This window comes from Oleiphilus sp. HI0117, assembly GCF_001635235.1.
In genome coordinates this window covers 1-5813 of sequence record NZ_LWGA01000303.1, presented here as the reverse complement: position 1 = coordinate 5813, position 5813 = coordinate 1, and the positions used below count along the sequence as shown (strand labels likewise).

Below are 5813 nucleotides of genomic sequence, written 5' to 3'. Positions count from 1 at the left end.
GCTTACCTGAGTTTGGTCCCTAATCATGGCCAGTTTTGGCCAGGTGCAGCGTTCACCCATTTTCAAGATATAGTCTCTTTCTGAAGGGCTAGGGTTCTTCATGAACTTGGTATACCAGGAAGGCGGAAATTCAGGGTGGATATTGATGTCGCCCAAATAGTCCTGATCAAGCATCAAGGAAGCGTGATTTAGCCAAGAACTCCAAGCCTGAGAGTGAAACCGACGCTTCCCCAACTTAAGTAGAGCCTTTCCTTGAGAAAAGCTACTGCTGACCAATAGGTCGGCAAGGAAGGCTGCAAGACCATCATCCTGACGTTGAGAGACAAAAGGCACAATATGTGGGTTGGCCTGGCTGACTATAAAGTAGTTTGCATTGTGAAGCCGGCTCATTCTTTGCCTCGGAATATCGGTAGCAAAAGAGCCGTCATACCAGCGTTCACCTTTTAGATAGGCCTGCTTTTCCCCAAGGGCGTTCTTCTCATAGAGCTGGCAGGGAGGAAACAAACCAGGGACAGAGCATGATGCTTGTGCTGCGGATGCGACAAAAACACTTGGTGCAGTTTGGTAGTTCAGAATTCTTGGCTTTTGGCCTGTTCGGGCAGGTGAAATTGTAATGCTTACGTTTCGGCCGGTTTTTTTAAAGGCTTCTTCAAAAGTCATTAATCCGACGTTGTGTTCAACGCAGCTGCGCAGTTGCTCTGGGTCGAGTAATGATTGCTGTTGCCAAATACCTTTAAGCGGTAAACGCTTCAAAGGGCTGTAGTTACTTTCCTCGGGCTTACCTAGAAGAGTAAGTACTTCCTTATTTGTGTGAGTAGCCAGCATGCCCGCTGTGATTGCTCCCATACTGCTACCAGATATGATGGAGGGGAGGAGCTTGTGATTGATGAGTGTTGCGACCACGCCTATATGATAAATACCGAAGGTTCCACCGCCACTTAGCATTAAGGCAGGGCGACCAAAATTATGCTCGGCCTGTTTGAACTGGGCGAGCTTGTCTTTTGTCGAGATGCTATCGATCTCAGATTCGCAGAGTATCTTTAACGCTTTATCGATCAACTTTAAGTAATTGCTAACGAGGGTCTTGGTTCCTGTGTAGGCGGGTTGATAGAGCTTGGGTTTACTGAGTTCCGCGGTGGTTCGATACAGGCTTTCCTGAATATAGGGAATCAGCTTCAAATAATCTTTATTTTCTAGCAGTTCAGAAATTGTTTGATAATGTCCCTGCAGCACTTTGTATGGGTAGTGTTTAGACTCAGGTTTTTTTTGCCAGTCATAACTGCCGTTAAGCTTATCGGCTTTCGAGGCAGCGGTGAGCCATTGCTCATAAGTTTGTGCCTCGCTCATAGTTTGCTGCAATTTGCTTATATCTGACATTTTTGTGTTTACGCTTGTAAGCTAAAAAAATATATTTGCCTATCGCATAATCAATGTCAAACGCTTATTCCTGAGCATTGATGTAAATCAATAGGCTTTTAACGCTGATAATTTAGGGGTAGGATGCTTGTGAATAATTATCATTAATAGGGAGAGACTCGTGTCTGATATCTATCAGTTCAGTGCTAATAATATTAAAGGAGAGGAAGTTCCTCTTAAAGCGTATCAGGGGAAGTTGCTGATAATCGTCAATACGGCAAGTAAATGCGGATTTACGCCTCAGCTCAAGGGGCTTGAGGAGCTGTATTTGGAGTATAGCGAGAAAGGGCTAGAGATCTTAGGCTTTCCATGCAATCAGTTTCTAAAGCAAGACCCAGGAACAGATAGTGAGATTAGCGAGTTTTGTTCTTTGAACTATGGGGTTACGTTTCCAATGTTCTCCAAAATAGAAGTAAACGGCGATAATACTCATCCCTTGTATAAATACTTAAAATCAGAAGCGAAGGGCTTGATGGGCTCTGAAAAGATAAAATGGAATTTTACCAAGTTTTTGGTCGATCAACAGGGCAAGGTTGTTAAACGCTATGCGCCCAATACCGAGCCGAAAGACATGGTGAAAGATATCGATGCAGCGTTGGCGCCTTAGCCTAGTAGTTTCTTTATCGCAGGAAGCAGGCGGTCTTTGGTAATGGGTTTGATGATCCAGCCATTCGCGCCTGCTGCTCTGCCTGCAGCTTTTTTCTCTGCTTTATTCTCGGTGCTAACAATGAGTACAGGAACACCCTTGTAAGCGGGGAGTGCTCTAATAGCTGCAGTGAGTTGTATGCCATCGAGTTTTGGCATATATAAGTCGCTCAGTACCAGGTCAAATCGTTCTGCTTTGGCTGCATTTAATGCGGCTTCGCCATCGACCGCTAGCGTCAGTTCGTGTGGCTCGTCTTGAAGGATGACTTTAAACATGTTGCGCATTACTAATTGATCATCGGCGATCAGGATTTTGGCCATATGTTTCTTGTACCTATTCTTTAATGAATGAGAGTCTCTTACTTCACTTTAGTATAGCCAAATGTGCTGGAATATCTTGTCTCTTAGGTCTTACTCGTTAGATTTCTGATGCGTATCACTTAAGGGGCAATTTGTCGGGTGATGGTTTCTATATGTGCGAGCAAGGCGCTATAAAAATCTCGCTTAAAAACATCTAAAGGCGGAGACTCAATAACCTCGGCAATTGCACCGACAGGGTGAGTCATATGCCAAACGCCGATCAATGCTTGCTGAACTTGCATGAGTAGGGTGAGCGCTTGCGCTTGAGGCAAGTCTTGCTCTGCTTGTTGTGTTAGTAACTGGGAATACTGGTGCATTAAGTGGAGTAAGGTTTTTTTGAATTGTAATGCTTCTTCAACGGTAAGGTTCCGTTCTAAAATTGTGTGTAAAATTGCATTCAACTTACAATAGATAGGGTTAGCAATTAAGGTGTCAGCCATTAGCCTTGCTAGGGGGAGCTTGTTTGGCATTTTTTGGGCCGAGTGAATTAATTCTTCAAGGGTTTCTACAAACAACGCGAGGAACAAAGTCTCTTTATTTCTAAAGTAGCGATATAAAGCGGCCTTAGTAATACCTACATCTGCAGCAATCACATTCAGGTTAAGGTCTTCGTAGGCAAGATCAGAAAATCGTTTTCGTGTAGCATCGAGAATTTGCTGTTTTCTGAGAGCTTTTTGTTCCGGATTATTCGCGCGTTGTTTGATTAAACACATTTTAGGCTTGTAACCATCCTGCAAGTTTTCGTGTGACTGAACGTGGGGATAGTTTACCAGACCAAACACCAAAAATATTCTTCCAGCCAGTGATAACAATGGCGCGGTCTTTTTTCTTGAGCGATTTCCTGACAACAGCTTCTGCTGTCATGGCACCTGCTTTGAATAGTTTTGTGTTAGTCATATTAGCTTCTGATGCAAACTCAGATGCGGTTGCACCTGGGCAAAGTGTGCTGACGGCAATACCTTGGCCCTTAAGCTCTTCATATAGTGCTTCAGAGAAGGACAGCACAAAAGCCTTGGTCGCGTAGTATATAGCCATGTTAGGTCCCGCTTGAAAGGCAGCGGTTGAGGCAACGTTAATGATAAAGCTATTACTCTGTTGTGATAGCTTGGGGATGAGTCGGTGCGTTAGATCTACCAGGCTGGTGACGTTGAGCTGAATCATTTGTAACTGACGATCCAGTGACAGTTCAGTGAATGCACCGCGGTCTCCAAAGCCTGCATTGTTGATTAGGCCGTTTAGCGCCCAACCTTCGTTGATTATTTTGCTAGCTAGCGTTTCGGCACCGTTTGAGTCAGACAAATCAGCAGCGATGATTTGTGTCGAGATTTTATATTGGCTTTCCAGCTTACTGGCTAGCGCTTGAAGGCGCTCTTCTCTGCGGGCGGTCAGAATCAGGTTGTGACCTTGAGCGGCTAATTGTTCTGCGAATACTTCGCCAATTCCGGCGCTTGCACCGGTTATCAAGATGTAGTTCATTGTGTGTTCCTTTATTATTTGAAGTTAAGTTACTCTGGGTTACTTAATATAGAAGAATGAGTTCTTGATATAAATAACCTAGGGTAACTTAATTGGCATGCGAAATTAATAGGGCGCTAGGGCTTGTAAATCTAGGGGTAAAGTACTTCTACACCGTATTGAAGGACTGCTTGGGTATTAAGTGCTGAGTTACTTGTATTATGTTGATAAATGGTTCCACCAATATTTACGCTGTGAGAACTGGTGCTTAGCTGAAAGTTTTCAGTTTGATCATAACCATTATATAGCGTCGGTTCGAAGCTTAGAGAAGCCGCGCTTTCGCTATTTGTGACTGATTCACTTAGTTTTACCGAGATGGCTTGTGCGGCACGCCCGCTAATATCTAGCTGAGGTGTATCGACGGATGGCTCAAGGCAAGCGTTACCTTGTAGAGACCCGCTTTTAGGGTCGATGGTGCATTGGCTGTTATCGAGCTTTTTAACTGGCATCGACAAGGTTTGTTGAGTGCTGCCGATAGCGCTGACCGATGCTGGGTCGACTAGGGTCAACTTCACTTTTGCCTTAAAAGATTCAGCTTGTGCGCTTACTGAAAACGTAAAGCATGAAAGCAGTACTAATGCTAAGGGAGCTTTTCTCAAGCCGGTCTGCCTCCACTTTTTATCGCTGATTAAGTCCTGAATACCACTCAAGTATAGTAGCTAGTGCTAAGGCAGCAATGCTTAAAATGTGAAAAAGTGAAAAATATTTATTTCTTGCGCAAATGAAAAAGCTGGGCTATGTGATCGTGGCTTGTGTGGTTAACATGTTGAAAAGTAATAGTTTATTTTTTTTGTTTGAGATGTGTGGGAGGAAGGTAAATGATACCTTCATCGCCTGAAGCCTTGAGTTCTATAGTTGGTGTTACGCTGAGGTTTTTACTTTGAAGGTAGTCAGGATCTATTTTAAGTAAGTAGCTACCTGGTAGGACGTTTTCGAATATGTAAACACCATCGTACTCGGTTCGGGTTTGCTGTATCAGTGAGTCATCGAGTGTAAAAAGAGAGACAGGAATACCTGCTTTCGGTATAAGTTTACCATTGTTTTCAAGCAGCACTTCTCCTTCGAGTTCCATCGCAGTTTGGAAGCCGATACTGATCTCGTTGAGTTTTCCCGAGTGAGAGTAGAGTGAGAAGTGCTCTTTCTGTGGTTTCAGGAACGGGTCTTCAATTTTTCGGGAATTGATACTGATCGTTTGCATTTGAAGATCAGGAACCCCCCATAAAGAGACATAACCTTCTTCGTTTGTGGCGCTGTTTCTCCAGCTGTTCTTTCCTTTAAAATGTATATTTGGAAGAGAGCTGTCCTGTTCATCAAACCTACCGTTATTGTTGTGATCCAAATATGTGTGTGCGAGCACGCTGGCACTAGAGGCCACACTTTCAGAACTAAGGTAGAGGCTATTATGAGGTTTGTCGTAGGCAAGGGCAGAGCTAATGCTTAAGCCAATACTTTGATGGTCTTGTGTATCAAATCCGGCAGAAAGAGAAAACGAGTATTTGTCCAGACGCCAGCTGATCATATTGTCGAAGCTGTATGTGTCTTCTTCCGATAGAATGTAGCCTAACGAGGCTTGATAACTTACCCGTTTACTTGCTTGATAGTTGGCACTCGATTGGATGGAGTCCAGAACACCTTTCGGTAATATTTTATAGTTAGCTTCGGTCTTGAGTCTCCAGCTATGCCAGCGCCTGGTTGCGCTTAACGTGGTGATAAGAGAGTCTTCCACGTCATCTATATTATTGTGTGAGTAATTGATTAGATTGGCAATTTGGGTCTGACCAATGCGTGTGCTTAAGCGTTTAGAAAGTTGCCATTGTTCCTGTGCATTAGCATATTGAGCATGTTGAAGCTCCAGGTCGTAGGATATATCTTGTGAC

Annotated in this window: 7 protein-coding genes; 1 reads left to right on the top strand and 6 read right to left on the bottom strand. The window is 43.8% G+C overall.

Annotation, left to right across the window (positions count from 1 at the left end; all coding sequences use genetic code 11):
* Positions 1-1377, bottom strand: a 1377-nt coding sequence (locus A3757_RS03800) for a DUF3336 domain-containing protein (protein WP_068739190.1), incomplete at its 3' end; no start/stop codon positions are given.
* Between the two features lie 160 nt (positions 1378-1537).
* Here A3757_RS03800 and A3757_RS03795 point away from each other — a divergent pair.
* The gene (locus A3757_RS03795) at positions 1538-2023 is read left to right on the top strand and encodes a glutathione peroxidase (protein WP_068511777.1); all 486 of its coding nucleotides are present in this window, start codon (positions 1538-1540) and stop codon (positions 2021-2023) included.
* Here A3757_RS03795 and A3757_RS03790 read toward each other — a convergent pair.
* The 5 genes from A3757_RS03790 to A3757_RS26250 form a co-directional block, all read right to left on the bottom strand.
* Positions 2020-2382, bottom strand: coding sequence for a response regulator (locus A3757_RS03790; RefSeq protein ID WP_068511780.1), 363 nt, complete (start codon positions 2380-2382; stop codon positions 2020-2022). The two genes, A3757_RS03795 and A3757_RS03790, sit on opposite strands and share 4 nt — an antisense overlap.
* A 119-nt stretch (positions 2383-2501) precedes the next feature.
* Positions 2502-3134 carry a TetR/AcrR family transcriptional regulator gene (locus tag A3757_RS03785; RefSeq protein ID WP_068554371.1) on the bottom strand — a complete coding sequence of 211 codons (633 nt, stop codon included), beginning with the start codon at positions 3132-3134 and terminating at the stop codon, positions 2502-2504.
* Position 3135: 1 nt separating this feature from the next.
* On the bottom strand, positions 3136-3897 hold the full coding sequence (locus tag A3757_RS03780) for an SDR family oxidoreductase (protein ID WP_068511786.1): 762 nt from the start codon (positions 3895-3897) through the stop codon (positions 3136-3138).
* 131 nt (positions 3898-4028) lie between these two features.
* The gene (locus tag A3757_RS03775) at positions 4029-4586 is read right to left on the bottom strand and encodes a hypothetical protein (RefSeq protein WP_068511790.1); all 558 of its coding nucleotides are present in this window, start codon (positions 4584-4586) and stop codon (positions 4029-4031) included.
* Between the two features lie 131 nt (positions 4587-4717).
* A partial coding sequence (locus tag A3757_RS26250) for a hypothetical protein (RefSeq protein WP_197469727.1) occupies positions 4718-5813 on the bottom strand: 1096 nt, incomplete at its 5' end.